The organism is Pseudonocardia sp. CA-142604, assembly GCF_050948475.1.
In the GTDB taxonomy this organism is placed as follows: domain Bacteria; phylum Actinomycetota; class Actinomycetes; order Mycobacteriales; family Pseudonocardiaceae; genus Pseudonocardia; species Pseudonocardia alaniniphila.
Genome location: NZ_CP192045.1, coordinates 3796359 through 3822513 on the forward strand (window position 1 = coordinate 3796359; position 26155 = coordinate 3822513).

Sequence of the window (26155 nt, forward strand, 5' to 3'; positions counted from 1 at the left end):
GACGGTCCATCGTTGTCGCTGTTTACACCAGTCAGAATGCGGATAATTGCTATGGCCAATGCTTCGGGTTAGCCTCGAGCCCGTGCGGATTCACGAGTTCTCCGGCGCGGAGTTCGAAGACGTCCTCGGTGAGTTCTTCATACCGGTGATCGTCCGGAGCGGTCCCGACTTTCGCGGCCGGGTGGCGGTGCAGGAGCTGGATAAGGGCCTGTCACTCTCGTTGACGCGCTGGGGGCCGAGATCGGCGGCTCGGACCGAGCAGATGGCAGCGAACTCGTCCGATGAAAGCCGGATGATTTTCACCGTGCAGGTGGCCAGCCGGAGCCACATGCTTCAGCGCGACCGTTTCGCGGACCTGGCGACCGGCACGGCGGTGCTGGCCGAGGCGCGTAGCGCATACAGGTGGGCCGCCCACACCGAGAACCGGCAGCTGACCTTGACGTTCTCCCGTGAACTGCTGCCGCTGCGCACCGCCGAGATCACCGAGGCCTGTGCGCGCATCATGGACCCTGCAACCCCGGCCACGAACATGCTGGGCGCCTACCTCGGTCATTTGTTCAAGATCGCGGACGGCCTCACCGCGCCGCAGCGGCTGGACGCCGGGCACGCCGCGATCGACCTGCTTGCCATGGCGCTGCGGGACGTCGTCCCCTCGGTACCGGGCTGCGACGGCTCTGCGGAGGTGCTGCTGGAGATGATGCTCAGGCATCTCCGTGAGCACTCGGCCGACCCGCACCTGCAGGTCGAGGAGCTGGCGCGGCGGCACAACGTGTCCGTGAGTCACGTGTACACCCTGTTCGAACGGATCGGGACCACGCCCGCTGCGTACCTGCGCGAGCAACGGCTGCTCGCCGCACAGGCGATGCTGGCCGATCCGCGGTGCGCCTGGCTCGGGACCACCGACATCGCGGCTGCGGTGGGGTTCGTCGAGCGCAGGACGTTCGAGCGGGCGTTCCGGCGGTACTACGGGATGACGCCCGGCAACTGGCGCCGCGAGCACTGCCACTCCGGATCCGCTCCCGCAACCCCCGAGGAGGAAATGTCTCCCCGGTGACGAGAAAACGCCCGGCCCGAGGTGGCCCGGTGCGGTAGACCGGGGTCACTCGGTCAGGAAGACGTTTCCTCGCCGATCTGTACGCCCTCTGCTTCAGCGCCGAATCTCGCGGGCGGACCGTCGTGCCCCACCGGCAGGGCATGTGCTGAGAACCGAAGGGACAGATTCGACATGAACAAGCCCGTTCTCGAACCGGCTGCCCAGGAGATCGCCGACGCCACCTCGAAGCCGCCGTTCCTGCACGAGCTCTGCCCCGACGGCGCGCGCAAGCTGCTCGACGACATCCAGTCGGCGCCGATCGACAAGCCCGAGGTGGACGAGAAGTGGATCACTGTGGCTGCCGAGGTCGGCGACGTGCGGGTTCGCATCGTCAAGCCGGTCGGCACGACGGGTTCCCTGCCGACCGTGCTCTACGTCCACGGAGGCGGCTGGATCCTGGGCAACGCCGCAACGCACGACCGGCTGATCCGCGAGCTCGCCGTCGGTGCCGATGCGGCGGTGGTGTTCGTCGAGTACGACCGGTCCCCGGAGGTGCGCTACCCGGTGGCGATCGAGCAGGCCTACGCCACGGCCCAATGGATCACCCGCGAGGGCGCCGCGGAGGGTCTGGACGCGTCGAATCTCGTCGTGGCCGGTGACTCGGTCGGCGGCAACATGACGGCGGTGCTCGCGATCCTCGCGAAGCAGCGGGGCGACGTGACCTTCTTGCACCAGTCGCTGTACTACCCCGTGACCGACGCGGGGCAGGACACCGCGAGCTACCGCACCTTCGCCGAGGGCCCGTACCTGACCGCCGAGTCGATGGCGTGGTTCTGGGACGCCTACCTGCCGGAGAAGGACAAGCGCGGTGACATCACCGCGTCACCGCTGCGCGCGAGCCTCGACGACCTCGCGGGCCTGCCGCCGGCGTTCGTGATCGTGGACGAGAACGACGTGCTGCGTGACGAGGGCGAGGCCTACGCACGCCGGCTCACCGAAGCCGGCGTGCCGACCACCAGCGTTCGCTACAACGGGACCATCCACGACTTCATGATGCTCAACCCCGTCCGCAGCACCAACGCGGTGACGGCGGCCGTCGAGCAGGCGATAGCGGTGCTGCGGAAGGCTCTCGGCCGCTGACGGCACGGCCTGCCCCCGTTCGCCGGGGACCACGGGGTCACAGGTTCACGTCCTGGCGCCCCGACGGGTGGTGGCCGTCACCGAGGGCCTGTCCGTGTGGGACACCGACGGAATCGCGACGAGCATCAGAGCCGGCGCTCCGACTCCCGTGGCAGTAAATTGTCCGGCCCGGGTCCCGCCAGGACAATGCCGTCGAGCCGGTCCTCGGACACAGGACGAGCACGAGAATGACGGCGCTGCCGCCGAACCGCAGCGCCGTGTCTGCCCCGAGGCCACTGTCGCAGGCGGCGCTCTGCCCAACAATGCGGTTACCCCCATTCAAGGGTAGCGGCGATGTTGCCAGTCGCCTCATAGTCCTCGTCGATGAGATCGAATTCGGCGGTTGCGGATTCTGAGGCCAGGACCGAGATCGTGGTGCGGCAGGCGTGCCACGGGGACTGTGAGTCGGTCGGCCGCTTCCTGGTCGGGCTGTCTCCGGAAAACCGCTACCAACGGTTCTTGTCGAGCGGCGTCGGTTATGTGAGCCCGGCCCTGATCCGGGGCATGGTCACCGTCACGCCCAGCCGACTCGCGCTGCTCGCGCTTGACGGTGACACCGTGGTCGGGCACGTCATGGCCGCCCGCGCCGGTGAACACACCGTCGACGTGGGGATCGTCGTTGCTGAGGCGTACCGGTGCCGGGGAATCGGCAGACGGCTGGTGCACGAAATGGCCGACTCCATCGGTGCTTTCGGCGCCACCGAGCTGCGTTGCGACGTGCTCAGCGAGAACTACTTCGTCCTGGGTTGGTTGCGGCGTTCGCTATCGGACATCCGGGTCGAGCGCAGCGGTGAGACGACGACTGTGCACGGCAGCCTCATCGCGCACGCCACCTGACCACGACGGCCGCCGCCTGGGGAATACAGCATGGAGGGATGGACCATGGATCGCACGCGGACGTACAGCTGGGTGGACCCGGTGGAACTTGCAGCGGCTGCGGAGAATACGGACGGGCTTGTCTTCTCCCGCCAACTAGCCTCCGGCGCGCAGGGGCCGACACCGATCTTCGCCACTCTCGGCTACGCGCTCACCGAGGTCGATCACGGACACGCGGTGTACGTCGGCGTACCTGCGGAACACCTCTACAACCCGATCGGCTTCGTGCACGGCGGATTCGCCGCGACAATGCTGGAGAGCGCAGCCGGCAGCGCCGTGCACTCGACGGTGCCCGCCGGCACCGGCTACACCACCGTCGACCTGTCGGTGCACTACCTGCGGCCGATCACCGCCGACACCGGCCCGATCCGGGCCATCGGCACCCTCATCAATCGCGGACGCCGAACCGCACTGGCGCAGGTCGAGCTGCGGGATCCGGCGGATCGACTTCTGGCCCACGCGACCAGCTCCTGCATGCTTTTCCCACCCGCGTGACAGGACCGCGCAGGGCGATCGCACGACGATCGCCGCGGCGGCGACCGTTGTTGCGTACAGGGCCTGGGCTCGGTGCGGACAGCCGCAATTCCGGCGCGCCGCTGAACCCGAGGAGAGTTTTTCGATGATCAGCAGGAGACGATTCGCCCAGGCCTTCGCCGCGTCCGTGGCGGCCACATCGCTGGGCGGCTGGTCGTCGAAACAGGCCGCCCTGCCGCCCGCTCCGCCCCCCACGAACGACCTCCGGGCGGGTTCCGGGAAGAACACCTCGCTCGGCCCCGTCAAACAGATCCGGGCGGGCGTCCTCGACATCGGATACGCCGAGTTCGGACCGGCTACTGGTCCGCCGGTGGTGCTGCTCCACGGCTGGCCCTATGACCCCCATAGCTACGTCGATGTCGGCCCGTTGCTCGCGGCGGCCGGGTACCGCGTCATCATCCCGTATCTGCGCGGGTTCGGTCCGACGATCTTCCTGTCGAAGGACACGGTCCGGAACGCGCAGCAATCCGCGGTGGCCCTCGACGTCATCGCCCTGATGGACGCCCTCGAAATCGACAATGCGATCCTCGGCGGATTCGACTGGGGCACGCGCACGGCGGACATCATCGCGGCGCTGTGGCCGGAACGCAGCAAGGCGCTCGTCGCGGTGAGCGGCTACGGGATCAACGATCTCGAGGCGAACCTGCAACCGCTGGTTCCGGCGGCCGAATACGGCTGGTGGTACCAGTACTACTTCGCCACGGAACGTGGTGTCCTCGGCTATGGCCGGAACCGCCACGATTTCAACAAGCTCATCTGGAAGATCGTGTCACCCAACTGGAACTTCGACGACGCCACCTACGAGCGCACAGCGACGTCTTTCAGCAACCCGGACCACGTCGACATCGTCATCCACAACTACCGCTGGCGGATGAGCCTCGCCCCCGGCGAACCGCAGTACGACGGCTACGAGCAGAAGCTCGCCATGGCTCCGGCCATCGCCGTGCCGACGATCACCATCGGCAGTGATTTCGACGGTGCGGCTGCGGACGGGAACGCCTACCGCGACAAGTTCACGGGAAGGTACGAGCACCGGATCTTCGCGGGTATCGGACACAATGTCCCGCAAGAGGCGCCACAGGCCTTCGCACAGGCCGTCATCGACGTCGACCACTTCTGACGGACCGACTCTCCAGGGCGACGAATCCCCCGACCCGGGCAGGGATTAACCCGGGTCGGGGGATTTCTTCGTGGGGAGCGGCGGAGCGACTTGGCTACTTCCCTCGAGGTACCACGCCGGATTCAGCCGGCCTGGACGCCGTAGACCGCGGAGCCGGCTCGTCCGGTCGGTCAGGCCTCGGCCTGGCGCAGCAGGCGGCCGAACCTGAGGTTCATACCGGTGGTCGCCGAGGCGATGTCGCCGGCGATGAGTGCGGCAGCGGCCTGGTCGAGGGCGGCCATCACGTGGGCGTAGAGGGCAGAGCCGAGACTGATCCGCTTGACCCCGGCCCGCTGCAGCTCGGCCACGGACAACGTCTCGTCCGCGGGCGAGACCACCACGTTGACCGGCTTGGGGGCCACAGCCTTGACGATCGCTTGCACGGCGGCGAGGTCAGGGGGCCGAGGGGCGTACAGCACGTCTGCGCCGGCTTCGGCGAAGGCGGTCAGGCGTCGGATGCTGTCGTCCAGGTCGGGACGGCCCTGGATGAAGTTGTCGGTTCGGCCCGTCACGACGATGCGGCGCTTGGCCGCGGTGACGGCGTGGCGGACCCGGTCCACCGCCTCGTCGAACGGTCGGATCGGTTCCTGGGGGTTGCCGGTGGTGTCCTCGATGCCGATTCCGGCTAGCCCGGCATCGATGGCCGCCTCGACCGTGGTGGCCACGTCCTGACCGGTCTGCCCGTAGCCGTCCTCGAAGTCACCGTTGATGGGCAGGCCGGTGAGTCGTGCGAGCAGCTTCGCGTGGTCGAGATGCTCCTCACGACTGACCGCGTGACGCCCGTCGAGACGGCCCAACGTGGCAGCGAAGGCGGCCGATGATGTGCCGATCGCCTCGAAGCCTGCATCGGCCAGCAGCAGGACGGAGAGCCCGTCCCAGGCGTTCGGCATGACGAGGCCCTCGGCACGGGTGTGCAGGGCGAGAAAGCGCTCGTACGTCTCGGAGCCAACCATGACGGTTTCCCTCGGATCGATGTTGTTCAGGATTGGTGTCTCGGTTGCCCAGGGCGTGCTGCCCGGCTTGCTATATGGGCCCGATATGCGTCGCTCGTACTCAAACGTTGCGATCTTCCGATCGAAATGCCGGCGTGAGGCTCGACGCCGTTGGTTTCATAATGTGACGGCGGCAGTATCGTCGCTACCCTTGAATGGGGGCAACTGTATTGATGGGCGACTGCTGGTTTGCGACAGTGACGTCACGGGTCGGGTATCAAGCCTGCCCCTGAGGAGGATCCTTGTCTCTCGACACCGAGCGACTTCCACTCTGGCTGGCCTGGCAGCAGCGGCCGTTCCCGGACGCCAACCTGCTCCTCCTGGAGGGGCGCCAACCGGCTCTTGTGGACAGTGGTTTCGTCGGTCACGCGGCTGAGACCGCCGAGTGGGTACGCGCGCACACCCGGCAGCTCCACCTGGTCGTGAACACGCACTGGCATTGCGACCACGTCGGGGGCAACGCGCTGCTGCAGGCGGCTGGTGCCGGCATCGCCGCCAGCGCCCCGGACGCGGCAGCCGTGGCCCGGCGCGACCCCGGCTGCTGTCAGATGGAGTACCTCGACCAACCCGTCGCCCCGTACACCGTCGACGAACCGCTCGACGACGGTCAGGTGGTCCGGCTCGGCGACACCGACTGGGAGATCGTCCGCACGCCCGGGCACACCCCCGGCCACCTGGCGCTCTGGCAGCCCGAGGAGCGGCTGCTCGCGGTAGGGGACGCGCTGTCCGACTACGACGTCGGCTGGGTGAACCTCGCCCTCGACGGCCCTGACGCGACGACCACCGCGCTCGCCTCCCTTCAGCGCCTGGTCGACTTCGCACCGCGAGTGCTGCTGCCGTCGCACGGGCCGATTCCCGCTGACACCGGCGCGGCGCTCGCCAACGCGCTACGCCGCGCCCAGCGCCTGGTCGATGATCCCGACGGCGCGGTGTGGTACGGCGCGCGGCGGGTCTTCGCCTACGCCCTGATGATCCGGGGTGGCATGCCGCTTGATGCCGTGGAGCCATACCTCCACGGCCGGGCGTGGCTGACCGACGCGGCACGGCTGTTGAACAGATCTCCCGAGGCGTTCGCCGCCGAACTGATCGACGCAATGCTGCGTGCCGGCTCCGTCGTCCAGCGGGACGAACGACTCCACACCGCAAGTGAGCACAGCCCGGTCGCGCCCGAATCACTTCTGCTGCCGCCGCCCAGCGCATGGCCGGTGGCGCAACCGACCTCGACGAAACCCGTGCAGCTGCCCTGACTCTCCGGGTATTCGCGAGACGAATTTCCGCCGTCGGCAGTGGCGGTTCCGTTGATTCCGCGTCGCGCTGACCGCCGGAGGCATGTCCGACCGTCAATCACGAAATCGCTTGGGAGCTCTACTGTGGACGATTCCGCGCAACGACGGACGGCCTGGATTCGAGTGGCGGCAGCACTGTTCGGTGTTGCGTGGGGTGCGAACCACTTCACACCGTTGCTGCTGGTCTACAGATCCGAGCTGAAGCTGCCGGACTCGGCGGTCACGGGCATTTTCGGGATCTACGCGGTGGGCCTGGTTCCGGCACTCATCCTCAGCGGGCGAGCCGCTGACCGGTACGGGCGTCGCGCCGTGCTCCGGCCGGCCATGCTGGTCTCGGTACTTGCCTCGGTCGTCCTGATGATCGGCCCGGTCTGGTGGCCTCTGCTCTATGCCGGCCGGCTCCTGGCCGGGGTGGCCTCCGGAGCGGCGTACAGCGCGGGCACCGCCTGGGTGTCGGAGCTCTCCGCCCGTGGCCTCGGTGCCCGGCGTTCGGCGGCCGCGCTCTCCCTGGGCTTCGGCATCGGACCGCTTCTGGCGGGCGCCCTCGCCCAGTGGCTCCCACTGCCGACCGAGGTGTCCTATGTCGTGCACCTGGCTCTTATGGCTGGTGTCGTCATCCTCGCCTGGCGCGTGCCGGAGACCGCGCCCGCAACCAGGCGAACCGAGCGACGTCAGTGGGTTCCGCGTCCAGCCGTCTCGCGTCACTTCCTGCTCGGCGTGGTTCCGTGGGCACCGTGGGTCTTCGGGACCGTCGCGATCAGCATCGCCACGCTTCCCGTGCTGCTGCCCGATCATTCGGGAGGCGCCATCAGCACTCCGGTCGCATTCAGCGGTCTGCTCGGTGGGCTGACGCTGCCCCTCGGTGCACTCGTTCAACCGGTCGCGCGACGGCTCGCTCAGGCCGGCCACCTCCACGCTCCGGTGGCCGGCGTGCTCCTCGCGTCACTGGGCCTGGCCGGCACGGCAGCGGTGGCATGGCGGCCCGACATACCGCTGATCCTGGCGACGGCAGTAGTCCTCGGTACGGGCTACGGCGTCCTGATGGTCACCGGCCTGGCCAGGGTCGAGATGCTCGCCGAGCGGCACGAGTTCGCCGGGCTGGTGAGCATCTTCTATGCGTTGGCCTATCTGGGGTTCGGGGCGCCCTATCTGGTCGCGGCGCTCGCCGGCGGGGTCGCGTACGCGCGATGGCTCCTGGTCGCGGCATTCGTCGCGTTGGCCGCCATTCCGCTCATGATGTTCGGCGGCCCGCCAGCCCGACGAATCATGGTCAGCAGGGGTGAGCAGCCCGAAGGTTCGTCGCGAGAAGCCGGAGAACGTGCGGAGGTGGTTCGGCCCGTCGGCGGAAGCGAACGCTGAGCAGCCGTAGGAACAAGAGGCGCCATCTCCATCAGGCGGCCGTGACGCCCGTCTCGGCGAAGGCGGCGGCGATGCGGTGTACGCCCTCGGCGATCTCGTCGGTGCCGGCGGTGTCGGCGAAGCCGAGGCGGAGGTGCGGGGCCGGCGCCTCAGCGGCGAAGTAAGCGCGGCCGGGGGACACGGCAACGCCGGCGCGTAGGGCGGCGGACGTAAGAGCCGTCTCGTCGGTGCCACCGGGGAGGCGGAGCCACAGGTAGTGGCCGCCGGTGGGTGCGCGGACGGAGGCGGCGGGGCCGGGCAACTCGCGGTGGAGCGCGCTGACCATGGCGTCGCGGCGGTCACGGAGGCCGGCGGCGATGGTACGTAGATGACGCGACCAGGCGGGAGAGCCGACGAGGTCGAGGGTGGCCTCCTGGAGCGGGCGGGGCACGAAGAAGCTGCCGACGATCTGGATCGCGCGCAGGCGTTCCATCACCGGGCCGCGAGCGACCATGGCGGCGATCCGGAAGCTGGGCGAGGTGGGTTTCGTCAGCGAGCTGATGTGTACGACGGTGCCGTAAGGATCGTCGGCGACCAGGGGTGGTGGGAGTGGCCCGCCGTGGCCGACGCGGCGCGCGAAGTCGTCCTCGATCACGAAGGCGTTTGCGGCGTGCGCGATCTCTATGATCTGCCGGCGGCGGTCGTGGGCGAGGACAGCACCGGTCGGGTTGTGGAAGAGCGGCTGGCAGTAGAAGACCCGGGCGCGGGTGGCGATGAGGGCGCCGTGCAGGAGGTCGAGGCGCACGCCGCCGTCGTCCATGGGTATCGGCACCAGACGCAGTCCCGCGGCCCGGGCGGCGGCCAGCGCTCCCGGGTAGGTAGGTGACTCCACGAGCACGGGGGAGCCCGGCGGGGCGAGTGCGTGCAGTGCGGTGGTCAGCGCGGTTTGGCCGCCCGCAGTGATGAGCACTTCGGCGGGGGTGATGCCGCCGCCGATTTCGCGGGCGAACCAGGCGCGCAGCTCGGTCAGGCCTTCCAGCGGCGGCCGCTGCCAGGCGCCGGGGCGGCGGGCGGCCCGCGCGAACGCAGCGCCGATGGCCTGCTCAGGCTGGAGCGAGGGGTGCAGATAGGCGCCGTTGAAGGCGATGACGTTCGGAGGCGGGACCGCGAGATTGGTGCTGATGCCGGTAGCGTCGACGATCCGCGACCCGGGCTCGCCGGCTCGCTGGTCTTCCGTGGTGAGCGCGACCTGCTGCCAGGACGTGTCGATGGTCCTGATCTCTTCCGTGCTGTGGTGCGCGCGGTAGGCGCCTGCGCCCGGTCGCGTGGTCACCAGTCCCTCGGCGACGAGCGCGGCCAACGCTTGCGAGACGGTGACCGGGCTGACCCCGAAGCGTTCGACGAGAGCCCGGCTCGACGGCAGCTTCTGTCCTGGCAAGTAGCGCTGAAGCTCACTTCGCAGGGCGTCTGCGAGGTTTCGCGAACTGCTACCGTTGGACATGAGGAGCGATAGTAGCGCTACTGCTAAGCAGTGGGTAGCGGTCAGCGGTGGGGTCCTGCCGTCTGTGATCAATGCGATCGGCTCGACTCCGATGGTCAGGCTGGACCGTCTCACCGCCGGAGTGGAGGGCACGATTCTCGCCAAGCTGGAATACCTCAATCCGGGCGGGTCCAAGAAGGATCGGGTGGCCAAGTGGATCGTGCAGGACGCCGAGCGCGCCGGCCTGCTTCGTCCCGGTCAGCCCGTGGTCGAACTCACCAGCGGGAACACAGGCGCGGGACTCGCAATCGCCTGCGCGGTCACTGGCCATCCGTTCGTGGCGGTGCTGTCGAAGGGCAGCTCTGCCGAGCGGGTGCGGATGATCGCCGCGCTGGGGGCCGAGGTCGTTCTCGTGGACCAGTTGCCCGATTCCGTCCCCGGCCGCGTATCGGGAGGCGACCTCGAACTGGTCGAACAGCAGGCCCGGCGAATCGCCGAGGACCGTGGCGCGTTCCGCTCGGACCAGTTCGAGAACCGCAGCAATGTGGACGCCCACTACCGAGGCACGGGACCGGAGATCTGGGAACAGGCGGGTGGCAAGATCGATGCCTTCCTCGACTTCGTCGGGACCGGCGGATGCCTGGCGGGCGTGACGCGTGCTCTGAAGGAACGCGAGCCGACCATCACGTGTCTCGCCGTCGAGCCGGAGGGCGCCGCGGCTCTTGCGGGGAAAGCCGCTTCCCAGCCCAACCATCCGATCCAGGGCGGTGGTTTCGCCCGGTCCGACCTCACGCATCTGCGTGATGTCCCCCTTGACGGGTACGTGCAGGTCACCGGCGATGAGGCACGATCGGCCTCTCGCCTGCTCGCCACACGTGAAGGCATCTTCGCCGGCTTCTCCGCGGGTGCCAATGTCGCCGCGGCCCTGAGCCTGCTGCGAAACGACTTGTCCGGCGCCACCATCGCGCTGGTCATTCCCGACTCCGGCCTGAAGTACCTGTCCACAGATCTGTGGGCGTAGCAACCAGACCGCTCGGTGGCGGGAATGGGCTGGTTCCTTCCAACGACGGCGGGAGGGCAGATGGATAACGGCTTCGCGGCCCAGCAGTTGATCGCCGAACTGCTACCCGAGCGGCTGGAGCGGCTGCGGAAGGTGACCGGTGTACCGGTCGTGCTCGGTGGCGCCACACGCCACGGCGCCGACGGTGTGCAACTGGTCCTCGATCGCCTCATGGGCACATTCGGGGACTCGTTGCGCGGCCTCGTCGTGCACCCGGGAAAGGGCCTCGGCGGGTGCGTGTTGCGCCGTCGCGCCCCCTTGCGGGTGAATGACTACGCCACCACGATGGCGATCACCCACGAGTACGACCAGGCGGTGCAGGCGGAACGGCTGACGTCCGTCTTCGCCGTGCCCGTGCTGCTCTGGGGTGAGGTCCGCAGCGTCCTGTACGGAGCCGTGCGCGACCGCCGGCCCATCGACGACCGGACCGTTCGGAGTGCCGTCGTGGTGGCCGACCAACTGCAGCGTGACGTGGAGAACCGGCTCCGTCGCAATCCCGGCGAAACGGCCCACCGGGCCCGCGGCGCGCTGGCTGAGCTCGCCGCTGTCATTCGCGACACGACAGATCCCGGGATGCGGGCACGGTTGGTTCGGATCCAGCAGGATCTTTCCGGTCAATCCATGCGTATCGAGGTGAAGTCAATTCTGGCGCCTCGAGAGATAGAGGTGCTCCGGTTGGCGGAAGTGGGCGCGAGTAATCTGGAAATCGCCGCCCGACTCGGGCTCAGCCTGGAGACGATCAAGGCCTACCTGCGGTCGGCCATGCGCAAGTTGGCGGTCCACAACCGGACGGCCGCTGCGCACCGGGCTCGGTTGAATGGAATGCTGTAATTCGCACGATCATGACCACTTCCAACTCGGTCCCGAGGAGAGCCCTTTCGTGCCGGACGGCAAGATTGAAACCGACTACCTGGTCATCGGGGGTGGCGCGACCGCCATGGCGTTCGTCGACACACTGCTGGATGAGACCGACCACCGGATCGTGATGGTCGACCGCCATGACCATCCCGGTGGCCACTGGAACGACGCATACCCCTTCGTCCGCCTCCACCAGCCTTCGGCCTACTACGGTGTCGGCTCGCGGGAGCTCGGCTGCGGTGTGAAGTACCTGAGCGGCCCGAACGCCGGCGGCTACGAACTGGCCTCGAAAGCCGAGATCCTCGACTACTACGACCAGGTCATGCGGCAGCGATTCCTGGCGTCGGGTCGTGTGACGTGGCTGCCGATGAGCGAATATCGGCGAGGGCCGCACGGCGACCATCACGTGGCGTCCCTGGTCGGCGAGTCGCGGGTCGAGGTTGTGGTGACCAAGAAGTTGGTCGACGCGACGCAGGTGCGGACCGAGGTTGCGGCGACGCACGGACCGCGGTACAGCGTGATGTCCCAGGTCCAGCTGATACCGGTCAACGGGCTGCCGGAGATGCGCCGGCGGCATCCCTGCTACACGGTGGTCGGCGCGGGCAAGACCGGTATGGACGCATGCCTGTGGCTGTTGGCGAACGGGGTCGAGCCGGAGCGCATCCGCTGGATCAGGGCGCGTGATCCCTGGGTCATGGACCGCGCGTACCTGCAGCCGTTCGCCGAGAACTTCGAACTCACGATGCAGGGAGGCATCGACAGTTTCCGCGCGATTGTAGAAGCGACGTCGCCTGCGCACCTGTTCCAGCTGTTGGAGTCGTACAGCATTCTGATGCGGTTCGATCCCGACGTCGAACCGCGTGCCTTCCGCGCCGCCGTCCTCTCCCGGGGCGAGCTCGAGCAACTCCGGCGAATCAAGGACGTCGTTCGGCTCGGGTACGTCACCACAATCGAGACGAACCGCGTCGTCCTCGACGACGGATTCGTCGAAGCGGATCCCGACACGCTCTACATCGACTGCAGCGCAGCCGCCCTTCACCAGCCGCCGCCAGATGCTGTGGTGTTCGAACCCGACGTCATCACTCTTCTGCCGACGCGCCGAGTCCAACCGGTTTTCAGTGCAGCCCTGACCGCCTTCATCGAGAGTCGGTTCGACGATGATGACGAGAAGAACGCGATGTGCCGGGTCGTGCCGTACCCGGAAGTCCCGCTCGACTGGCTGGTGACGTGGCAGCCCACTCTGGCGAACGCTGCTGAGTGGGCGCAGCGGCCTGATGTGAGGCGCTGGATCTCCCGGAGCCGGCTCAACGCGAGCGCCGCCGCTGAGCGCGGTCTCGATCCCGCCGACCCGCGTCGCCGTCAGCTGCGTGACCTCTTCCGCGAGAGTGCGGCCAAGGCTGCGGCAAAGATCCCGCACCTACTCGCGGGGCTGGACGGCGCCGAGCCCGCCCGGCTGCACCGGACATCGTGAGCGAGACGGAGACTCCAACGGTGACCGACACCGTCCTTCAGCTGCTGCGTGACCGCAGGCAACAAGGAAGTACTCCCGGAGACCGCAGCGACGACGCGCGCCTGGTGCTGCTGGTCGAAGGCGGAAGCTCCCGTGGCGCCTACTCGAGCGGCATGGCGATCGCCATCGAACAACTGGCGCTGTTGCCGATGTTCGATGCCGTCTACGCCAGCTCCGCGGGAGCGCTGAACGCAGCGTGGCTGCTGTGCGGTCGCGCCGAAAGCAGCATGCACGCGTGGTGGGACCCGATCATCATGCGGACGACCATCGACCCGAGGCGCGCACTACGTCGGCAGCCGGTCGTGGACACCCGTTTCCTTGTCCACACCGTGTACACCGAGATCATGCCGATGGGGTTTCAGGAGATCCTCGACAGCACCGTCGAGTTCCACCCGATCGCCACAGATGCTCTCACGGGGCAGGCCGTCGATCTGCACACGACGATCAGTGACCAGTCGAGCTTGCAGGCCGCACTCCGCGCGTCGGCTGCGATGCCGCTTCTCGCGGGCGATCCGATCGAGATCGACGGGCGACCGTTCGTCGACGCCGGGGTGAGCGAAGCGGTCCCCGTACGAACGGCACTCGCTCAGAAGGCCACGCACATCGTTGCGCTTCGCACCCGACGTGTGGACGAGACCTCGTCGGCCCCGTCCCGCGGCGAACGTCTGGTGATGTCGCGATGGTTCGCCCGGCGCGCTCCGGGCGCCCTGGAGACGTGGCTGCGCCGCGAGGCCATCAGAGCGGAGGAAGAGCAGCTTCTGGCGTCGCACCCCGCGACCTTGCAGATCCGCCCTCCGATCGGCAGCGCGAGGATCGGCCGTACCGAGCGACGCCCGCGCCTGCTTCGCGCAGCTGTGGATGCCGGTCGGCAGGCGGCGCTGGACGAACTGGCGTCGTGAATCGTTGCCGCTAGTAGACGATCCTGTGCTGGTTGAGCCACGGCTGCGGATTGATCTTCACGCCGCCCGGCGTGACGACCTCGATGTGCAGGTGCGGCCCGGTCGCCTGACCTCGGTTGCCGACCTCGGCGATCTCCTGCCCGGCGGACACTTTCTGGCCGACCCTCACCAGAGAGCGGTTGATGTGCCCGTAGACCGTGATCGTGCCGTCGAGGTGCCGCAGCCGTACCCAGAGGCCGAAGCCGCGGGCAGGACCGGAGCTGATCACGGTGCCGGCGAGTGGGGCGTGGATCGGGGTGCCGATCGGGGCGGCGATGTCGAGTCCCTCGTGAAACGAACCCCAGCGGCGGCCGAATCCGGATGAGACCCGTCCGGTGACCATCTGGACTGCGCCACGGGCAGATGCCCGAGGCTTCGCCCTGGCGGCCCCGGCGTGCGCGTCGACGATCTTGCTCACGAAGCGGGCGGACGATCCGGGCATGAACGGGGCCACTGGGGGCGCAGGTAGCTCGACGGTGGTCGGGGTGGTCACCGGGGCTGCGGGTGCGGCTGGTTGTGCTTTCGTGGAGGTGGTTGCGCCGTTGAGGGCCGGCAGGAAGCCGACGAGGGCGGCGGCAGCGGCGGCGGTGGCCGTGACGGCGACGCGGGTGGTCAGAGCGGGGATGTGCATGGGCACGGATGCGGTTCCTCGGGGTGAGCACCATCCGACGTACGGCCGTCGAAGCGGGGGAGCACGGCGGCGTCGAAGCGAGTGCGCTCGGCCGTCGATGTCCCGGCCGTGCCGCATCCCGCCCGTCAGACGGTGGCCCCGCGCCCGCCACTCCGGGTGAGCAGCGATGTCAGCAGGGCCGTCCGAGACGCTACGAAGGCGTTTCACCAAATTGGCATGACGTATCTCTCATCGTGTTAATGCATTCCGTGACGATGCTGACGTGCTTTTCCACCCGATAGGCGGAGCGCTGGACCATGTCGATCTTCTGTCGGGTACCGGCGATTGCGTAGTTCGTCCTCGACATACTCTCGACCGAAGGGCCATTGGCGTTGGTCGATAACCCGAAAGACTGAAAATATCTTGCGGAGTGGAAGGGAGTCGAGAGCGCGAAAAGGTTGCACCAGCGAACGAAAAAGCAGCCGGCACGGCAGTCAATCCCCGGCGGTTGCGGTGCGGCTACGGCCGGAGCCGGTGGGTGCTGGGAGGTGAGATGGCCGGCGCTCCCGCTCGTAGCGGGATGAACGCCTCTACAGCGTGGTCAGCTCGGCGTGGTGATGCTGCTGGTAGCGACGAGTGCGGCGAGGAGGGCGACACCGGCGGCGGCGAACGCCAGCAGCGCGGGCCCGAAGTGGGTCAGTGCTGTCCCCCCGATCGCGGAACCGAGCAGTATCCCGGCGTACATGGCGGTGTTGTTCCAGGCGATCAGCGAGCCGGCGGCCGCGGGGTAGCGTGCGATGAGACGAGCCTGCTGAGCGGAGAAGAACGGGTAGGCCGCAAGCGCCATCCCGGCGAGCGACGCCAGCAGTAGCACGGGCCCAGCGTGCAGGGCGAGGCCGAACCATGTCTCCGCACCGGCGAGCAGGACCAGGGTGATCACGCTGGTCAGCCGTCCCCCGAACCGATCGGCGAGGCGCCCGCCGGCGAGATTGCCGATAACCGCGCCGGCCCCGAAGCAGACGAGCGCGCCGGCTGCGACGCTCGGCGGGAATCCGAGGTGCTCTCGCAGAATGGTCCCCAGGTAGGTGTAAGGGCCGTAGACCGCGAGGGCCCACAAGGCGGTCACCGACACCGCTCGTACTTTCGTCACCACAGCAGGCGCAGGCTCCAACCGGTGTTGATCGCTCGTGCCGGCGATGGTCGTGGCGCCGAGGGGGTTTGCTCCAGCCGTGGGCGGCGGCGCCGCGCGTCGGGTCCAGACCGCTGTGCTCGCAAGGATGAGCGCGGCCGCCACGGCCAGGACGACGAACACACCCTGCCAGCCCACAGCTGACGCCAACAACGAGCCGGCCGGAGCGCCGATGGTCAGGGCGATCAGCAGCCCGGAGGTCACGACCGCCAACCACGTGGCTCGGGCAGCGGGCGGGGCCGCCGCGCTGACCAGCGCGTACACCGAAGGTGTGATGCCTGATGCGGCCAGCCCGGCCATGCCGCGCGCCCCCAGCAGCACCGCGAAGCTCGGCGCCAGTGCCGTTGCCATATTGGCCACAGCGAACACCGCCAGCGCCGCGATCAGAACGCCGCGGCGGCCGGCGCGATCGGCGAGTGCCGCGAGGGTGGGACCGCCTACCAGGTAGGCGACGGCGAACACGCTCACCGCCCAGCCCCCTGCGGAAGTACCGACGGCGAACCCACGACTGATCTCCGGCAGCAGCGGCGACATCACGAACAGGTCGGTGCCGACCAGGAACAACGTCAACCAGCCCAGAGTCCGCGACAACACAGAATGACGATATCCACGTGTTGGAGATGTCCGACAGCGTCGAGTCAGGACTGCACTGCGGGTGGCTCCTCGCCCAGCAGCCGGCCACGGCGCTGCCGGCATACTTCGAGTCGAAGGGCCATCGGCGTTGGTCGATAAACCGAAAGAGTGAAAATATGTTGCGGAGCGCACGGAAATCGATCGCGCGAAAAGGTTGCATCGGCGAACGAAAAGAAGGGAGCAGTGATCGGGCCCCGACCTCGAGTGAGTGCTCGGCTCTACGGCTGCAGTGGTAGCAGGTTCGACGCTGTGGCGCGCACCGCTGATGCGAAGGCGGTGATGGCGGCACGAGTCAGGGCTCCGCGTCGGCAGGCCGCCCACGTGCTGCGTTGCATCGGCAACGGCGCCAGCATGATCTCCGGCGCGGGGTCGGCCACGCCGAGCTGGGGGATGAGCGCCACCCCGCTGCCGACCCCGACGAGCGCGAGTGCGGTGGGGAAATCGTCGATGACGTGCCGCACCCGCGGCACGAATCCGGCAGCTTCGCATGCGCGCATGGTCATGGTTCCGCAACGGGTGGTGGTGGGGGCGACGATCCAGGGCGCCTCCTGCCAGCGGCGCAATGGGTCGTCGTCGGGGAGGGGTTCCATGGTCCGCGGCGCGGCGAGGAACATCGGCTCGTCGAACAGGTGGATCGTGTCCAGGCCGGGTTCGGGCAGCGCGGCGACGAAGTCGTAGGTGTGGACGAGAGCGACGTCGACCTCGCCCGTCCGTAGTGCTGCGGCGACCTCAGCGGGATCGAGTTCGTGCACGTGCGGTTCGAGCCGCGGGTGGCTTTCCGCCAGCGCTACGAGTGCGGCAGGCAGGATGGTCCGCGCCGCGGAGGGGAACGCGCCGATCCGCAGCGGGCCCGAGGGCCCCTCCCGTGTCGCGGCGAGGTCGGCGGCGGCCTGCTCCAGCCGCTCCAGCACCACCTCGGCGTGGGCGACCAGCGTGAGCGCGGCTGGGGTGAGCGTCACCTGCCTGCCGGTGCGTTCCAGCAGGACGGTGCCCGCCTCTCGTTCCAGGGTGCTGAGCTGCTGCGACACGGCGGACGGGGTGTAGGCGAGCGCGCGGGCGACTGCCGCGATGGTGCCGCGGTGTGCCAGCTCGCGCAGCAGGCGTAGGCGACGGACGTCGAGCATCAGATCAGCTTATGCTCAGGTTCAATTACGTGAACTGGACCTGACGTGTGGCTGGGCGGAGGCTCAGCGGCGTGGAACTCGGAGGCTTGTTCGTCCCGCTGGTCACCCCGTTCACGCCGGACGGTGAGGTGGACGCGGTAGCGCTGGAGCAACTGGCCCGCGACGCCCTCGCCGAGGGCGCCGCCGGAATCGTTGCGCTCGGCACCACGGGGGAGCTCGCCGTTCTCGACGACGCCGAGCGCGTCGCCGTGATCGATGTCTGCGCCCGGGTTCGTCGGGACACCGGCGCTGCGCTGGTCGTCGGTGCCGGCACCAGCGCGACCGCACGTAGCGTCACGGCTGTGGCCGAGTTGGCTCGGTGGCCTGAGGTGGAAGCGGCCCTCGTGCCGGTGCCCGCGTTCGCTCGGCCGACCGAGGCGGGGGTGGTCGAGCACTTCCGGGAGCTGAGCGCCCGGTCCACCGTCCCGCTCATCGTCTACCACGTTCCGCACCGCACGGGCCGGACGCTCACCGCCGCGACGCTGCGGGAACTGGCCGGGCTGCCGGGCGTGATCGGGATGAAGCACGCCGTGCAAGCCGTGGACGCAGACGTCGTGGACCTGATGTCCGACCCACCGCCCGGCTTCGCCGTGCTCGCGGGAGACGACGTGGTGGCCGGGCCATTGCTGGCCGTCGGCGCAGCGGGCGCGGTGCTGGCGTCTGCGCATCTGCGCACGCAGCGGTGGGCGGAAGTGGTGGCGTCGTGGCAGGCCGGGAACGCCGAGCGCGCCCGGGACCTGACCAGACCGCTGACGCGCCTGGCCGCAGCGCTCTTTGCCGAGCCCAACCCGTGCGTGCTCAAGGCCGTGCTGCACGAGCAGGGGCGAATCGCCTCACCGGCGGTCCGGTTGCCGCTGCTGGCCGCGCAGCCGCGGACGGTGGCGGCCGCCCTCGCCCGGCTGTCCGAGGTCCCGGCGGGCCGGATCAGTGCACGTCTCTGATCACGGAGCGCTTGCTCCGATGGCGTCGGACTCTTCGGAAGCTCGGCAGCGCCGTGCCTGCTCGTGTCGGCGCGGCCGGCTTTCACGGGAGCCGCCACCACGGCAGACTCCGCTGCGGACCCGCTAGCGGCCGGCGAAGGAGGTGCGCGGGCCGAGACGGGGATGGGCACCGATGACGTCGACCACACATCGAGCTGCATTGCGCCGGGCCGTCCGGGCGGGGCTTGCCTTCGGGCCGGTCCTGCAGGATCGGGCTCGCTTGCTGCGGGTCGCGCTCGGAATCTGCCTCGCCACCGCCTTGGGTCTCGTACTCGGCGACGAGCTCGTCGAGACGCTCCTGTGCGTGGGGGCGTTCTTCGGTGGGGTGGGCTCGTTGATTCCCCACGAGCGACACCGGTTCGTTGTGGCGTGGGCGAGCGCGGCGATGTTCACCATCGCGGCGTCTGTCGGTGCGGCCCTTCATGCCGTGTGGCCCGCCGTCTACGTGGTTCTGTTCGCCGGCATGTTCGCATCCGGCCTGCTACGAGTGGTGAGTGTCGGCCTCGGTGTGCGACTGCTCTTCGCGAGCATCGTCATGCTGATCGTGGCCGAGACGGTGCCGGCGGTTGCCACGGCGGGCGAGGCGGTGGGCTGGATCGGGCTGGGCGCGGCGATCAGTGCCGCCTGCCAGTTCCTGCCGCCCTACGGTCCCCGCCACGGCACTCAGCGCCTCGCGGTGTCCGGCCTGTACGACGCTTTGGCGCTGGGTGCCCAGGAGAAGGCGGGCGGGATCGACCAGCGGCGGTCGTACGCCGCCCCGCTCCGGGCCGCGTGGCGCGCCGTCTCGCTCCTGCCCGCTCGCAGGCAGGCGCATGTCGCCGACCTGCTGGGCCTGCTGACCGAAGGCGAGCGAATTGCCGGTGACCTTCATGCCATGCGCACCGGGGAGCCGACGCTTCGGGCGTCGGCCGAGCAGTTGCGGGTCGTCGCGACGGCGGTCCGCACGGCTGAGCCACCGACCGGACCGACGCCACCGGCCGGCTCCGGACCGCTCGGGGAGTCGGTCGCGGTGGCACGGCGCCTGGCGTCGGGATCACCGGTCGAGTCCGCACAACCCGAGCACACGGGCGTCCTCGTCGACCTGCGTGCCTCGCTCGCCCGAACGATCGCGACCGTTCGTGCCCAGCTCCGCTGGGAGAGCCCCGTGTTCCGGCACGCGATGCGACTGGCGGTCGCCGCGACCCTTGCCGAGTGGGTCGGCCGGGCGGCCGGGGACTGGGGCGGGATCGGCATCGCCGGGCACGGCTTCTGGATGTGTCTGACGGCGGCGCTCGTGCTCTTCCCCGACTACGCGGAGACGATCGGCCGAGGCGTGGCACGCACCGCGGGAACCCTTGTCGGCGCCCTGGTGGGCTGGGGGCTCGCGCAGGTGCCCACCAGCCCGCTCGTCCACGCGGTCATCCTGTGCGGGCTGCTGGCCGGCTACCTCGTATTTCGCGGAAGCGGTCAGCTGTGGCTCATCATGTGGATCGCGGCTTGGGTCTCGTACCTGCTGGGTGGCGGCTCGGCTTTCACCAGGTTGGTCGACACGGTGGGCGGAGCCGTGATCGCGCTGGCTGTTTTCCTGGTGTGGCCCACCTGGCACCGGGATCGGCTACCCGCCGCTTTCGCCACGTGGGCTCGGGAACAGGGCAGCGTGCTCGCGACGACGGCGACGGCCTGGGTCGCGCCCGGAAGCGCCGACGACGCGTACCTCGCCGAGCAGCGCCGGGCGACGCGTGACGCGCGGCTGGAGTTCGCCGAGACCGCCGAGCACGCGCTTCACGAGCCGACGCGCCATCACGTCGCATTCGACGACGAGCCGCTCGGGGAGCTGCTGGGCCTGGTTCACGACGTGAGCAGGCGCTCCTCGACGCTCGCGGCCCTGGCCCCGCACGACGGAGCCGAGGCGTGCCCAGCGGCAGCCGGCTACGTCACCTACTTCGACGACGTGATGCGATCCGTCGCCACCACGGCAGAGACCGGTGTGCTCCCCGGCGGTCAGGTCACGGCGCCACCGCCGCGGGTTTGCGGTGACGCGCTGGCCGACACCGCCCAGGCGACCGAGGCGCTGGCCGCAGCGGTGGTGAGGTTCGCCGCAGAGCGGTCGTGATCAGCAGGGGAGTTACACGCCCGTCCGCCGCGTGACCACCGGGTATCTCAGGCGGGGCGGCGGCCGGTTCCCAGCCAGCTGTGCGCGCTCCCGGCGACGGCCGGGTCGTAGGCGGGGTGGACCGGTCGCCCGTGCTCGCGCTCGAGCGCCGCCAGCTCGACGACGTGCGGTTCCCACCCGTGGCGCTTCAGCCAGGAGGTGGGGTCGAGCGGGCCGGATTGCCACAGGTCGAGCAGGCCGGGGTCGATCGCCGTGAGGGCGTCGGTGAGCACGGGGCCCATCTCCACATGGTCGAAGGCGATCGTGCTGCCCGGGGCGCTCAGTCGGCTGATCGCCTCGAGCAGCCCGTCCGCGGTGGCGGCGTCGAGTGCGTAGAGCAGTCCCTCGACGAGCCATGCCGCGGGACGATCGTCTCGGAACCCGGCTGCGCGCAGACCGCTGGCCCAGTCGTCGCGCAGGTCGATGCCCACGTGACGGATCGGGCACCGGGTGGTCACGTCGGCGAGCACGTCCTGTTTGAACGCGAGCACCGGCTGCTGGTCCAGCTCGAACAGCTCCGTACCGTCGGGCCACGGCAGCCGGTAGCCGCGTGAGTCCATCCCGGATGCCATCAGCACCACCTGGCGGCACCCGCCCGCCGTCGCGGCGAGCAGGGCCTCGTCCAGGTAGCGGGTTCGCACGGCGACCTGGTCGCCCATGATCGCGACGAACTCCGCGACATCGCCGGGGATCGTGGAGATGCCGGCCGCTGCCAGCAATGTCTGGGCGTGCGGATCGTCGGCGAGCCGGTCAGGCCGCGCGCTCTCGGCGGCCCGGAGGGAGGCGACGAAGAAGGCGGTGGTGCCGATCTGGTCGATCTGCGAGGCGTTCACAAGGTCCCCCTGATTCGGTGTCGATCATGACGGCGAGGCGAGGCGTTCCCGGAGGCCTGCGGCCAGCCCGGCGATGGTGAGCAGGTCGAGCAGCTCACCGGCCGTCACGGCCAGCCATTTCCGGCGGACGGAGCCCAGCCGCAGGCGCAACAGCACCCGCGTCTGCTTCCCGTCGGGACGCAGCACGATGGACCAGCTCACGTCGATAAGGCCGCGCCGCGAGCGGTAGACCAGCGTGGTCGGCGGCTCGATCGTGACCACGGTGAAGGTCTCGTGGCGTCCGCCGTAGTCAGGGATGACGTCGCCAGGGCCGAGCTGCTGCCAGCGGCGGACGATCTCCCGCGTCGCCCGTCGTGACGGCGGCAGCAGTCGCTCGACCCGCCGTGGCAGGTACCAGCCCGCTCGCCGCTTGCCGAGCTGGACGATCCACGGCCAGACGCTCTCCGGCCGACCCGCGACCGTGAAACCGCGGTCCATGACCACGTCGGCGGCCGGCACCAACTCGTCGCCAGGACGGCGTTCCCGCTTTTCGGCGGCGGTGGCGGCCACGGTCTCGAACACGGCTACCGGCTCGCCGTGACCGGATGGGCCGGCGTTGAGGGCGGTGTCCGAGGCACGGTCTAGATGGTGCCACATGAAACAGTCTCAGTCGAATCAGTGTTGCCTGTTACTGTCTCACCCGTGACCACCAGGGCCCGCGCCGAACGAGCCACCGACACTCCCGGCGACGCGTCCCCGTTCGCCCTCGGCCTGCTGATGCGCCGAGCCCACGACCGTGCCGCGAGCGCGCTGGTGGAGGCACTGCGGCCGCAGGGCCTCGAACTGCGCCACTTCGCCGTCATGATCGCGCTGAACGCGCGCGGCCCACTCAGCCAGAGCGCGCTGGTGCAGTACACCGGCAGCGACAAGGCGTCGATGGTGCGCGTGGTCGACGATCTCGAACGCGCCGGCATTGTGGAACGCAAGCCGGTGCCCGGCGACCGGCGGACGCACGCCGTCGAGATGACCGAGAGCGGCCTGGAGGTGTTCGACCGGGCCCACATCGCCGCCGTGCCCATCGCCGAACGCCTGACGTCGCACCTGGGACCGGGCGAGGGTGCGCGACTCCTCGACCTCCTGCACCGCTTCACCTACCCCGACGGCGACTGATCGCCGATCCGTCCCTTCCACGGGACACCGCGGTGCGGGTACGTCGGCCGGGTACGGGCGCGATCGCGGAAGCGGGAGGAAATCCTAGGCGTCCGACAACCCCGACATCGCCGGTGAGCGGATCGCATCAGTGAGCTCTTCGAACGCGGGCAGTGCCGTCAGCAGGATCTCCGACGTCGAGGCCGGCAACAGCTCGATGACCGCGAGGAGTTCCCTCGTGCGTTGCTCCCGGATGCGTTGACTCTTCGCCTTGCCTGCGGGCGTGGCGCACGCGATGACTGCGCGCTGGTCGCGCTCGTCGACCACACGCTCGATGAGTCCGAGATCGTCCAGCCTGCCGATGACACGTGACAGCATGGTCGGATTGAGCCCCTCGACCTGGGCGAGTACGGAGAGCCGGATCCGGCGCCGGGCAACGACGACCGCCAGCACGGATGCCTGTGCCGGGGTGAGGTCCTCGCTCGATGCGGACTGGTTCATCGCCCGCGCGAGCCTCCCGATCATGCGGCGCATCCTGGCTGCCGCCTCCGCGTCGAAGGTTGCCCGCGGAGCGGCGTCCGCTGACTCATCTGCTCCTGCATCGCCCATCGCCGCCATCCAATCAGGCCCCGGCACCGGGCGCCTGCACCGTCCGTCCGACCCTCTTCCGTTGCTTGCCGGCAGGCAATGGTATGCCTGTGCGTATGCGCAGTGGCCTATCCCCCGGAACCACGACGAGTGAGAGCGCGACCGACGACCGCTACAAGTGGGTCGCCCTGACCAACACGACCGTCGGCGTGCTGCTCGCGACCATCGACTCCTCGATCATGCTGATCGCGATGCCCGACATCTTCCGCGGCATCCAGCTCGACCCTCTGCTGCCGGAGAACAGCTTCTACCTCCTGTGGATGATCCTTGGGTACCTGGTCACGAGCAGCGTGCTCGTGGTCAGCGTCGGCCGGCTCGGCGACCTGTTCGGTCGGGTCCGGATGTACAACCTCGGCTTCGCGATCTACACGTTCGCCTCGCTGATGCTCACGATCACCTGGATGAGCGGACACGCAGGCGCGATCTGGCTGCTGGCCTGGCGGATCGTCCAGGGTGTCGGTGGGGCGTTTCTCGTCGGCAACTCGGGCGCGATCCTCACCGACGCTTTTCCCGCGCACCAGCGGGGCCTGGCGCTGGGGATCAACAACGTCGCAGGGATCAGCGGGACCTTCATCGGTCTCGTCCTCGGCGGACTACTGGCCCCGGTCAGCTGGCGGCTGGTCTTCCTGATCTCCGTGCCGGCAGGACTCTTCGGTGCGATCTGGTCCTACCTGCGGCTCCGCGACATCAGCACCCGCTCCCGTGAGCCGATCGACTGGCTCGGCAACATCTCCTTCGCCGTCGGACTCGTGCTCGTGATGATCGGGATCACCAGTGGTATCCAGCCCTACGGGGGCCACACGATGGGCTGGACGAGCCCGGTCGTGGTCGGTTCGCTCGCCGCAGGAGTCGTGCTGTTGCTCGCCTTCGCAGTGATCGAGACGCGGGTTCGCTTCCCGATGTTCCGGCTCCCGCTGTTCCGGATCAGAGCGTTCACCTTCGGCACGCTGTCGACCTTCCTGTCCGCGCTCGGACGGGGAGGCCTGATGTTCATGTTGATCATCTGGTTGCAGGGGATCTGGCTGCCCCTGCACGGCTACTCGTTCGAGGAGACGCCGCTCTGGGCCGGGATCTACATGCTCCCGCTGACGGTCGGGTTCCTCGTGGCAGGTCCGCTGTCCGGTGCGCTCTCGGACCGGTTCGGCGCCCGCCCGTTCGCCACCGGGGGGATGGTCGGAGCCGCGCTCACGTTCGTCCTTCTCGAGCTGCTCCCGATCGACTTCCCGTACTGGGCCTTCGCAGGAATCCTCCTGCTCAACGGGCTGTCGATGGGCTGCTTCGCCTCGCCGAACAGGGCCGCGGTGATGAACAGCCTGCCGATCGGCGACCGGGGCGCCGGGGGCGGGATGAACTCGACCTTCCAGAACTCCGCGCAGGTGTTCTCGATCGGGATCTTCTTCACCCTCATGATCAGTGGCCTGGCCGCCGCTCTGCCCGCGGCCCTGACCTCCGGCCTCGAAGCACACCACGTGCCGGCTGACGCAACTGCTGCTGTCGCGGCCAGCCCGCCGGTCTCGGTGCTCTTCGCCGCGTTCCTCGGCTACAACCCCATCGAGCACCTTCTCGGACCAGCGGTCATCGCCCAGGTTCCACCCGCCGATACTGCGGTGCTCACCGGCAACGCGTTCTTCCCGAGCCTGATCGCCGGACCCTTCGAGGCCGGACTCCACATCGCGTTCGGGTTCGCCATCGCGGCGTGCCTGATCGCCGCGGTGGCGAGCCTGTCGCGGGGGACGCGATACGTGGCAGTCGAACTGGCGACCACGACCGCAGCGGCGGGGCCGGTATCCCGTCGGTGACAGGCCGTCGTCGGATTGCGCTGTCGTGGTGCTCGAAAGCGGCCCGGCTCTGGCCTGTGTCGCGCGACGACCGATGACGGAGCGCAGCGAGCGTGTCGCTCGTTCGGCCGTGATTCGGAGTAGTCCGGTCAGCCAATTGGCCGGTTGGCGACGCAATGTGCGATGAACGGTCGGTTGCATGCGATGTTCGGTCGGTTGACCGATTACATACTGTTGCTTCGCAGACACCGGGTGATTCTTCGCTGGCCACCTCGCTCACTTACCGTGATGTTACTGTAACGAGGCGAACCCGGGCGGGTGACCGTGGCAGGAGCTCCGGCAGAGGGCCAGGGCCGCCTCGTTCCCATCGGCAGGTGGGGGACGCCACCGAAGCGGTCGATGAGCGCCGCGTCACGTCGGTACGAGCGCTGGGTGCGGCAGTCCTATGGCGGGGGGCCGCCGAACCTCGAGTACGTCGTCCGGCACCCCGACGGCAAGGACATCTGGTTCGACGGCATCGACACGGAGACCTTGCTGGAGGCCAAAGGGCACTACGCCTGCTTCGTCGATCAGAAGAGCGAGGACTGGCATGACTGGTACCGATGGTCGGCCGGGTCCGGCCTCCGGGCACTGATCGGCCAGGCGCGGCGTCAGATGGAGGCGGCGCGTGGTCGGCCGGTGCGCTGGCTCTGCGCCGAGTCGGTGGTGGCGGACCTACTGGGGGACGAGTTCCGAGCGTCGCCTGCGCTGTCCGGTAGGGTCTCCGCAGAGTTCGCGCCCATGCCCGGCTGGGATCCGTAGCAGTGGGCGTGGCTCGTT

The 26155-nt window shown here is 69.0% G+C and carries 24 protein-coding genes; 16 read left to right on the forward strand and 8 right to left on the reverse strand.

What is annotated here, in order from left to right; all coding sequences use genetic code 11:
- Window positions 1-82 precede the first annotated feature (82 nt).
- From ACQPZQ_RS17320 to ACQPZQ_RS17340, 5 genes are all read left to right on the forward strand, one after another.
- Window positions 83-1054 carry a helix-turn-helix domain-containing protein gene (locus tag ACQPZQ_RS17320; protein ID WP_433296941.1) on the forward strand — a complete coding sequence of 324 codons (972 nt, stop codon included), beginning with the start codon at window positions 83-85 and terminating at the stop codon, window positions 1052-1054.
- A 171-nt stretch (window positions 1055-1225) separates the two neighbouring features.
- On the forward strand, window positions 1226-2173 hold the full coding sequence (locus ACQPZQ_RS17325) for an alpha/beta hydrolase (RefSeq protein WP_433296943.1): 948 nt from the start codon (window positions 1226-1228) through the stop codon (window positions 2171-2173).
- A 363-nt stretch (window positions 2174-2536) separates the two neighbouring features.
- The gene (locus ACQPZQ_RS17330; RefSeq protein WP_433296945.1) at window positions 2537-3049 is read left to right on the forward strand and encodes a GNAT family N-acetyltransferase; all 513 of its coding nucleotides are present in this window, start codon (window positions 2537-2539) and stop codon (window positions 3047-3049) included.
- A 45-nt stretch (window positions 3050-3094) separates the two neighbouring features.
- Window positions 3095-3583, forward strand: a complete 489-nt coding sequence (locus ACQPZQ_RS17335) for a PaaI family thioesterase (RefSeq protein WP_433296948.1) — start codon at window positions 3095-3097, stop codon at window positions 3581-3583.
- Between the two features lie 124 nt (window positions 3584-3707).
- Entirely contained in the window at window positions 3708-4742 is a 1035-nt protein-coding gene (locus ACQPZQ_RS17340) for an alpha/beta fold hydrolase (RefSeq protein WP_433296950.1), read from the forward strand.
- Window positions 4743-4912: 170 nt separating this feature from the next.
- Here ACQPZQ_RS17340 and ACQPZQ_RS17345 read toward each other — a convergent pair whose 3' ends face one another.
- On the reverse strand, window positions 4913-5734 hold the full coding sequence (locus ACQPZQ_RS17345; protein WP_433296953.1) for an isocitrate lyase/PEP mutase family protein: 822 nt from the start codon (window positions 5732-5734) through the stop codon (window positions 4913-4915).
- 281 nt (window positions 5735-6015) lie between these two features.
- Here ACQPZQ_RS17345 and ACQPZQ_RS17350 point away from each other — a divergent pair, with 281 nt between their 5' ends.
- A complete protein-coding gene (locus ACQPZQ_RS17350; protein ID WP_433296955.1) occupies window positions 6016-7020 on the forward strand; it encodes an MBL fold metallo-hydrolase in 1005 nt (334 codons plus the stop codon).
- Window positions 7021-7143: 123 nt separating this feature from the next.
- Window positions 7144-8418 (forward strand): MFS transporter, encoded by a 1275-nt coding sequence (locus ACQPZQ_RS17355; RefSeq protein ID WP_433296957.1) that lies wholly within the window; start codon window positions 7144-7146, stop codon window positions 8416-8418.
- A 31-nt stretch (window positions 8419-8449) separates the two neighbouring features.
- On the opposite strand, the gene ACQPZQ_RS17360 is transcribed toward ACQPZQ_RS17355, so the two are convergent.
- Window positions 8450-9898, reverse strand: a complete 1449-nt coding sequence (locus ACQPZQ_RS17360; protein ID WP_433296960.1) for a PLP-dependent aminotransferase family protein — start codon at window positions 9896-9898, stop codon at window positions 8450-8452.
- On the opposite strand from ACQPZQ_RS17360, the gene ACQPZQ_RS17365 reads away from it, so the two are divergent.
- Genes ACQPZQ_RS17365 through ACQPZQ_RS17380 form a run of 4 tightly spaced genes read left to right on the forward strand, consistent with a single transcriptional unit; the run spans window position 9897 to window position 14204 of the window.
- On the forward strand, window positions 9897-10898 hold the full coding sequence (locus ACQPZQ_RS17365) for a PLP-dependent cysteine synthase family protein (RefSeq protein WP_433299255.1): 1002 nt from the start codon (window positions 9897-9899) through the stop codon (window positions 10896-10898). The genes ACQPZQ_RS17360 and ACQPZQ_RS17365 overlap by 2 nt on opposite strands.
- A 60-nt stretch (window positions 10899-10958) precedes the next feature.
- Window positions 10959-11768 (forward strand): helix-turn-helix transcriptional regulator, encoded by an 810-nt coding sequence (locus tag ACQPZQ_RS17370; RefSeq protein WP_433296963.1) that lies wholly within the window; start codon window positions 10959-10961, stop codon window positions 11766-11768.
- Window positions 11769-11817: 49 nt separating this feature from the next.
- The gene (locus tag ACQPZQ_RS17375; RefSeq protein WP_433296965.1) at window positions 11818-13266 is read left to right on the forward strand and encodes an NAD(P)-binding protein; all 1449 of its coding nucleotides are present in this window, start codon (window positions 11818-11820) and stop codon (window positions 13264-13266) included.
- A 20-nt stretch (window positions 13267-13286) separates the two neighbouring features.
- Complete coding sequence (locus tag ACQPZQ_RS17380) at window positions 13287-14204, forward strand: patatin-like phospholipase family protein (protein ID WP_433296968.1); 918 nt, start codon at window positions 13287-13289, stop codon at window positions 14202-14204.
- Between the two features lie 10 nt (window positions 14205-14214).
- On the opposite strand, the gene ACQPZQ_RS17385 is transcribed toward ACQPZQ_RS17380, so the two are convergent.
- The 3 genes from ACQPZQ_RS17385 to ACQPZQ_RS17395 all read right to left on the reverse strand — a co-directional run bounded on the left by ACQPZQ_RS17385 (window position 14215) and on the right by ACQPZQ_RS17395 (window position 17799).
- Window positions 14215-14874, reverse strand: coding sequence for a M23 family metallopeptidase (locus ACQPZQ_RS17385; protein WP_433299257.1), 660 nt, complete (start codon window positions 14872-14874; stop codon window positions 14215-14217).
- A gap of 580 nt (window positions 14875-15454) precedes the next feature.
- Window positions 15455-16636: an MFS transporter gene (locus ACQPZQ_RS17390; protein ID WP_433296971.1), complete on the reverse strand. Its 1182-nt coding sequence runs from the start codon at window positions 16634-16636 to the stop codon at window positions 15455-15457.
- A gap of 257 nt (window positions 16637-16893) precedes the next feature.
- A complete protein-coding gene (locus tag ACQPZQ_RS17395; protein WP_433296974.1) occupies window positions 16894-17799 on the reverse strand; it encodes a LysR substrate-binding domain-containing protein in 906 nt (301 codons plus the stop codon).
- Between the two features lie 71 nt (window positions 17800-17870).
- On the opposite strand from ACQPZQ_RS17395, the gene ACQPZQ_RS17400 reads away from it, so the two are divergent.
- Together ACQPZQ_RS17400 and ACQPZQ_RS17405 are read left to right on the forward strand one after the other, a co-directional pair.
- On the forward strand, window positions 17871-18779 hold the full coding sequence (locus ACQPZQ_RS17400; RefSeq protein ID WP_433296976.1) for a dihydrodipicolinate synthase family protein: 909 nt from the start codon (window positions 17871-17873) through the stop codon (window positions 18777-18779).
- Window positions 18780-18951: 172 nt separating this feature from the next.
- On the forward strand, window positions 18952-20910 hold the full coding sequence (locus ACQPZQ_RS17405) for an FUSC family protein (RefSeq protein WP_433296978.1): 1959 nt from the start codon (window positions 18952-18954) through the stop codon (window positions 20908-20910).
- Window positions 20911-20957: 47 nt separating this feature from the next.
- Here the strand turns inward: ACQPZQ_RS17405 and ACQPZQ_RS17410 are convergent, their stop codons facing one another.
- Window positions 20958-21782: an SAM-dependent methyltransferase gene (locus ACQPZQ_RS17410; protein ID WP_433296980.1), complete on the reverse strand. Its 825-nt coding sequence runs from the start codon at window positions 21780-21782 to the stop codon at window positions 20958-20960.
- 24 nt (window positions 21783-21806) lie between these two features.
- A complete protein-coding gene (locus ACQPZQ_RS17415; RefSeq protein ID WP_433296981.1) occupies window positions 21807-22418 on the reverse strand; it encodes a hypothetical protein in 612 nt (203 codons plus the stop codon).
- A gap of 45 nt (window positions 22419-22463) precedes the next feature.
- Here ACQPZQ_RS17415 and ACQPZQ_RS17420 point away from each other — a divergent pair, with 45 nt between their 5' ends.
- Window positions 22464-22931: a MarR family winged helix-turn-helix transcriptional regulator gene (locus ACQPZQ_RS17420; protein ID WP_241043173.1), complete on the forward strand. Its 468-nt coding sequence runs from the start codon at window positions 22464-22466 to the stop codon at window positions 22929-22931.
- 84 nt (window positions 22932-23015) lie between these two features.
- Here ACQPZQ_RS17420 and ACQPZQ_RS17425 read toward each other — a convergent pair whose 3' ends face one another.
- Window positions 23016-23435 carry a MarR family winged helix-turn-helix transcriptional regulator gene (locus ACQPZQ_RS17425; protein WP_433296984.1) on the reverse strand — a complete coding sequence of 140 codons (420 nt, stop codon included), beginning with the start codon at window positions 23433-23435 and terminating at the stop codon, window positions 23016-23018.
- A gap of 179 nt (window positions 23436-23614) precedes the next feature.
- Between ACQPZQ_RS17425 and ACQPZQ_RS17430 the strand changes: the two genes are divergently transcribed.
- Both ACQPZQ_RS17430 and ACQPZQ_RS17435 read left to right on the forward strand, forming a co-directional pair.
- Window positions 23615-25357 (forward strand): MFS transporter, encoded by a 1743-nt coding sequence (locus ACQPZQ_RS17430; protein ID WP_433296986.1) that lies wholly within the window; start codon window positions 23615-23617, stop codon window positions 25355-25357.
- A 378-nt stretch (window positions 25358-25735) separates the two neighbouring features.
- Window positions 25736-26137: a Tox-REase-5 domain-containing protein gene (locus ACQPZQ_RS17435; protein ID WP_433296988.1), complete on the forward strand. Its 402-nt coding sequence runs from the start codon at window positions 25736-25738 to the stop codon at window positions 26135-26137.
- Window positions 26138-26155 lie beyond the last annotated feature (18 nt).

Coding starts and splice junctions, on each gene's coding strand:
- ACQPZQ_RS17325 (WP_433296943.1), top strand. CDS start 1,226: ATGAACAAGCCCGTTCTCGAACCGGCTGCCCAGGAGATCGCCGACGCC.
- ACQPZQ_RS17330 (WP_433296945.1), top strand. CDS start 2,537: ATGAGATCGAATTCGGCGGTTGCGGATTCTGAGGCCAGGACCGAGATC.
- ACQPZQ_RS17335 (WP_433296948.1), top strand. CDS start 3,095: ATGGATCGCACGCGGACGTACAGCTGGGTGGACCCGGTGGAACTTGCA.
- ACQPZQ_RS17340 (WP_433296950.1), top strand. CDS start 3,708: ATGATCAGCAGGAGACGATTCGCCCAGGCCTTCGCCGCGTCCGTGGCG.
- ACQPZQ_RS17345 (WP_433296953.1), bottom strand. CDS start 5,734: ATGGTTGGCTCCGAGACGTACGAGCGCTTTCTCGCCCTGCACACCCGT.
- ACQPZQ_RS17365 (WP_433299255.1), top strand. CDS start 9,897: ATGAGGAGCGATAGTAGCGCTACTGCTAAGCAGTGGGTAGCGGTCAGC.
- ACQPZQ_RS17360 (WP_433296960.1), bottom strand. CDS start 9,898: ATGTCCAACGGTAGCAGTTCGCGAAACCTCGCAGACGCCCTGCGAAGT.
- ACQPZQ_RS17370 (WP_433296963.1), top strand. CDS start 10,959: ATGGATAACGGCTTCGCGGCCCAGCAGTTGATCGCCGAACTGCTACCC.
- ACQPZQ_RS17385 (WP_433299257.1), bottom strand. CDS start 14,874: ATGCACATCCCCGCTCTGACCACCCGCGTCGCCGTCACGGCCACCGCC.
- ACQPZQ_RS17395 (WP_433296974.1), bottom strand. CDS start 17,799: ATGCTCGACGTCCGTCGCCTACGCCTGCTGCGCGAGCTGGCACACCGC.
- ACQPZQ_RS17405 (WP_433296978.1), top strand. CDS start 18,952: ATGACGTCGACCACACATCGAGCTGCATTGCGCCGGGCCGTCCGGGCG.
- ACQPZQ_RS17415 (WP_433296981.1), bottom strand. CDS start 22,418: ATGTGGCACCATCTAGACCGTGCCTCGGACACCGCCCTCAACGCCGGC.
- ACQPZQ_RS17425 (WP_433296984.1), bottom strand. CDS start 23,435: ATGATCGGGAGGCTCGCGCGGGCGATGAACCAGTCCGCATCGAGCGAG.
- ACQPZQ_RS17430 (WP_433296986.1), top strand. CDS start 23,615: ATGCGCAGTGGCCTATCCCCCGGAACCACGACGAGTGAGAGCGCGACC.
- ACQPZQ_RS17435 (WP_433296988.1), top strand. CDS start 25,736: ATGAGCGCCGCGTCACGTCGGTACGAGCGCTGGGTGCGGCAGTCCTAT.